The organism is Nitrospira sp. CR1.1 (assembly GCA_014055465.1).
Classification (GTDB): domain Bacteria; phylum Nitrospirota; class Nitrospiria; order Nitrospirales; family Nitrospiraceae; genus Nitrospira_A.
In genome coordinates, this window is sequence record WIAF01000029.1 from 1 (window position 1) to 4004 (window position 4004).

General features: G+C 51.9%; 2 protein-coding genes. Both read right to left on the bottom strand.

Annotation, left to right across the window (positions count from 1 at the left end):
• Window positions 1–93: 93 nt before the first annotated feature.
• Complete coding sequence (locus tag GDA65_20460) at window positions 94–1521, bottom strand: N-6 DNA methylase (protein MBA5865054.1); 1428 nt, start codon at window positions 1519–1521, stop codon at window positions 94–96.
• A gap of 962 nt (window positions 1522–2483) precedes the next feature.
• Window positions 2484–3551 (bottom strand): hypothetical protein, encoded by a 1068-nt coding sequence (locus tag GDA65_20465; GenBank protein MBA5865055.1) that lies wholly within the window; start codon window positions 3549–3551, stop codon window positions 2484–2486.
• Between the last annotated feature and the right edge of the window lie 453 nt (window positions 3552–4004).

Genomic DNA, 4004 nt, shown 5'->3' on the forward strand with positions numbered 1-4004 from the left:
AAAAGTCGCCCCGTGATTCCGTCTCGTTCGTTTCATTGCCTCGCTCCTCTCGTCTGCCACCTCTCGGTGGTGTGGGTGAAGCCAGGCTTCCACTTAACACACTGTCCGAATTTCCGGCGCCCCCTCTGCCTTACCGGTAACTTTTCCAGCGAAGGGGGGATTTGTAAGAACAATATCGAAATCACCATCTTTTGCGTCTTTAGAAAACTCTCCTATTTTCTTTCGAGCGTCTGAATTTTGCCATTCCCGGATATCGAGAGAAGAGCAACCGAAGACATTCGCTTTTCCGTCCCCGGCAATAATCATCATGGTCTTAGCAACTTTTTTTAGTCTGTCATCGAAGTCTACGGCATACAGGTATTCATTCGCATATTTATAGACTTGGGCTGTATTCCAACCATATTCGCTTTGAACGTGACGTATTGTATGTATGAGGAAACCACAAGAGCCGCAGGCTGGATCAATGACTTTCTCGCCATCCTGAGGGTTGAGCATCTTCACGGCCATTTTCACTACAGGACGCGGAGTAAAGTATTGCCCTTTTTGCCCTTTCTGCTCCGGGTTAATCAAATATTCGAATGCGGCATCTACCGCATCGAGATCCGTATGGGCAAGCGAATAAGGTTCCAATGCGGACGCGCAGAGGCGTAACGCATCGCCGCGGAGTTTGAGTGCATCCCCTTGGTCGAATATTTCATCCCAATGGGGACGCTTCTTAGCAGCTTGAAAGAGATCGTTGAAACGTTTGTAAATAACTTCAGGGGCACCTGTAGGCACGCGGAAGTCTACCGGGTCTTTGTCTTTTCGCTTTGGTCGGAATTCATCGTGTAGCTTTGCAAAGAACAGCTTAAATAGTTCATCAAAAGCATTCACACCGGCATTTGCCAATGCATCATGTTCAAGGCGCTCAATTAGTGCTCGCATATCGGAAACAGGTTTAAGCTCCGCAAAGGTGAGCGGTGTAAGGATATCGTTTAGATCTTGGCCGAGCTTGGGTAGTCGGGCAATGTCGCGAAACTTGTAAGGCCCCTTCTTCGTTTCCTTGTCATCCTCGCGCAATTGAAAGGAGTAGTCGCTGCCATTACTCCAACATCCAAAAAAGCACCCTGTCCAACGAAGGTAGCTACGAAGCTGTTCAAGACCCTCTTTGCTATCGGGTTTTTTTAATTCGAAAACAATGTATGGATCTGTACAGGCATCATCTGAAAAAATAACAATATCGGCACGTTCCTTTTCGGCGTCCTGGCCCATTTGTATGGGCCATTCGACGCCTACGCGATGGATAGGATATTTCAGAGTTTCTTGGATCCAGATTAAAAATGCCTGGCGCACAGTCTCTTCGGGTTTGGCTTTAAACCATTTTTCACGCTTGGCACAAAAGATCTCAATTTTGTCTGTGCCGGCGGCTCGGAACTGAATTTTGGATCGCTCGCCCTTTGTAAAGAACTTTAGACCCTGCTTAGTGGCCGGATCTCTAAAAACGAGGTCGAGAAGCTCGACTTGTGTATACTGATTCGCCATCAATTGGTGCTCCGGTTTTGTCACGCCAAAAAGCGCTAGAAAGTCCCTCAACCATCAGATTAAAGGACAGCGGGAATATACCGGTGTTAGGTCAATTTTTCGAGACTTTTCGGGGATGATTGTTGCGGGTTTTGTGGAAGATGGCTAGAGACTTTTATCGGCTCACGAAACTGTAGGTAACATTTTCGGTTCCCCCCCCCAAATCGATAATCGTGGCAGGGCTGAGTCAGGCTATGTGAAGTAGCTATCAATCACCAGTGGTAGCAATCACTTTTTGGTGCTCGCATTTAGGAGGGGCCTTTAAGAGGGCTAGACGCGCAAAGCTTTGACATGGCTCCCCACTGCCGTAGCAGGACCATGAACTAATGATAATATCGGTCACGGTGTTGGTTACGGTTCGGTCACAGTTTCGGTCATGATCACCTAACTGCATCAGTCACTGTGCATCGCAAACTTAAGGCTCGAAACCCACATATAAGAAGGGATTTGTAATCCTTCGTCTCAGTCAGTAGCTCTCAATCTTAAAAGTTTGAGAAGCCCTTTTAAGGCGAGGGTCTTGGGTTCGAATCCCAGCCGACTCACCATTTTTCAATGGCTTACGATTTTCACTTTGTCCAATGAAACTCCATTGGACAGTTATTGGACAATTCTCCTTCTCTCGCACCGCATAAGCCGCAACGATTACACCCCCCGCGCAATCTGAAAAATCGCCCAAAGTGCTTTGTCCCACTCGTTTGTCGGATGTCCTATTGATGCTCCTAGGCGCGCAGGACGAGGGCCGCCGACATTCAACCGTCGAAGCGCGACCGACCCAAAACTCTTTTTCGTCGATACGATGACTCCGCTCCACTGTCCCGTTCTGTTCGGGGCGCCGCGTGGCAATTGGCAGCGCGCGTGCGCGCGCAGAACATCGTGGAGGGATGTATGCCTGAAAAGGCCGGCCCACGGATCGATTTGCGACGTCATTCCCGGCGAGGCGTGGGAGGAAGATCCGCCCGGAGGTGTTTTGCAAGGGCCTGTGCTGCCAGGTCGTGTCCGCGTTCGTTCCAGTGACTGCCATCGGCCGCAAACACATCTTCGCCACGCGCGTCAGCGGCTTGAACCGACCGAGCCACATCGTCCCAATACGCGATCCTATGGTGCGCGGAAATGTCACGGAAAGCTTGGTTGTATGGTTCGGCTTCTGCGCAATCGAATGCCATGATCGGGCGTGACCCCACCCGCGCCCGCACCCGGCCCATCAAGTCGTCTGTGACGGCGACCGCCCTGACAAACCCGGCATGCCGCATCCCCTCTGCTTCGATGTCCACTTCAACCGTTTCCCTGGTGTTGGCGGCTCGTAGCCGATCCAGCCTGGTGACGACGAAGTAGAGAAACCGGCTATGACGATTGATCCAGTCTCTCACCTGGAGAGAGGATTCCTTCGGAGAGAGGATCTGGATTGTGCCGTTGCGCCAGTATGGCCGAACCCAGCCGTTGTTATTGATGGAGCTCAGGCGCTCGAGTTCGTTATCGTTGTTGATGAAGTCGTTGATGCAGTATTGCCAGAGAATCACATCGGGTTGGATGGTATCGACGTAGCGATCGAGGATGAGAAATTCCTGCAACGTCCCATACCCTCCGGCCCCATAGGCGAAGACCTCGATATCGAGGAGTTTGGACAAGAGCGCATGGTAGGTCCGGTCGTCTGAGACGGCGGTGGCATGGGTAAACGAATCGCCGATGACCAGCATTTTGAGACGGCGGGAGGTGACCTCTCCGAAACTGCGAAATCCGTATTGCACTTGGGATCGGCGGACCGGATACAGTGTGCCGTTCTTGGTCTTTTCCACCAGGGCTTCCTGATAGTGCTCGGTGGCTTTCCATCCCAGGTCCTGATCCAGGGTAATGGGGCCGATTCGCCCGCCTGCGTTACTTGCAAAAAATGGAATGCCGTCTCGCATGAGGTGAACCGATCGGATCACCACTTCACCGAGACCTAAGAACAGACCGATGAGCACCAGGATCACCGCCCCTGACGCAGTGATCATTGCGACTTTTTTGCCCAAGGCATTCCTACCGCACGCTGTGAGATGTCTGCGATCTCGAGCCGGGTCCCATCTCTACCGTGATCGCCTCACACAGACATCATTCCGGCAGTCGGAAAAGGTCTCATGTTCCAGATGCACATACCATCAGGTATTCCCTGATAGGCAATGAAATTGCCCATGGCATGCGTCGGGTAATCACGGGAGAGGCTCCATTTTCCTTCATGTATCACCGGGTCGCTCGGCAGCGCATGCACTCCTCCAGGCACAGGAGAGGTGGCCCCGGTTGGTTAGACAGAATGTTTTCTTTCTTAGGTGGAGCCTGGCGGTGTTCTACCTATGCAGCGGTGTGCTGTGTCGGTAGGTGGTCAAAGTACACTCCATCGGGTGTGTGGCCGTCAAGCGCCTGGTGCGGCCTGGTCTGGTTGTAGAACGTCAGATAGCGTGCTAATCCTT